Source organism: Rhodopseudomonas sp. WA056 (assembly GCF_010906995.1).
Lineage (GTDB): Bacteria > Pseudomonadota > Alphaproteobacteria > Rhizobiales > Xanthobacteraceae > Rhodopseudomonas > Rhodopseudomonas palustris_G.
Genome location: NZ_QPFS01000250.1, coordinates 1 through 995 on the forward strand (window position 1 = coordinate 1; position 995 = coordinate 995).

Annotated in this window: 1 protein-coding gene; it reads right to left on the bottom strand. The window is 65.1% G+C overall.

What is annotated here, in order from left to right; all coding sequences use genetic code 11:
- Window positions 1-802 (bottom strand): glycine--tRNA ligase subunit alpha (locus DU475_RS23845; RefSeq protein ID WP_164633521.1); only part of this gene is annotated, 802 nt, incomplete at its 3' end.
- Window positions 803-995 lie beyond the last annotated feature (193 nt).

A 995-nucleotide genomic window follows, 5' to 3' on the forward strand; every position in this document is an offset into this window, starting at 1 on the left:
CGTGGCTGGCCTTGCTGCACTGGTCGTAGGCCGGCAGCGCCATGGCGTGGGCTTCGCGTTTGTCGCTCACCCAGCCGGCGTCGAGATATTTCTTGCAGGCGGCTTCGGCCATCTTGAACTGCTCGAACAGCATCTCGGTGTCGGCGACCTCGAAATTGTGTTTCGAGTATTCCTTCTCGGCCTGCAGGAAGACGTCGCCGTAGGTGACCTTGTCGGCGCCGTCGCGGCCGTTGAAGTTGAGGTCGTAGACCCGGTCGATGCCCTGGACGTACATCGCCAGCCGTTCGAGTCCATAAGTCAGTTCGCCGGCGACCGGCGCGCATTCGACGCCGGCGACCTGCTGGAAGTAGGTGAACTGGCTGACTTCCATGCCGTCGCACCAGCACTCCCAGCCCAGCCCCCAGGCGCCGAGCGTCGGGCTCTCCCAATCGTCCTCGACGAAACGGATGTCGTGCAAGCCCGAGTCGACGCCGATCGCGGCCAGCGATTGCAGATACAGATCCTGGATGTTCGGCGGCGAGGGTTTGAGGATCACCTGGAACTGATAGTAGTGCTGCAGCCGGTTCGGGTTCTCGCCGTAGCGGCCATCCTTGGGCCGGCGCGACGGCTGCACGTAAGCGGCGTTCCAGTACTTCGGACCGAGCGCCCGCAGCGTGGTGGCCGGGTGGAAGGTGCCGGCGCCGACTTCCATGTCGTAGGGCTGCAGGATGACGCAGCCGTGGTCGGCCCAGAAGCGCTGCAGCGTCAGGATCAGGCCCTGGAACGAGCGTTCCGGGCGCATGTGCGGAGGCGTCGGGTCCATGATCGGCTTTGGATTCGCAAGGGTTTTCGGAAAAGCGGCCGGACCGTATCGGCCGCGCCCCGGCAAATCAAGGCGACGGACAAGCCAAATCGCCGGTTAACGCGTCCTTAACCCAGGCTGCCGCCTCAGCGGCGCAGCGCTGCAATTCACCAGCTCATCCACCGGCAGCCGTCGCGGGCCGGCGACAGCCGAG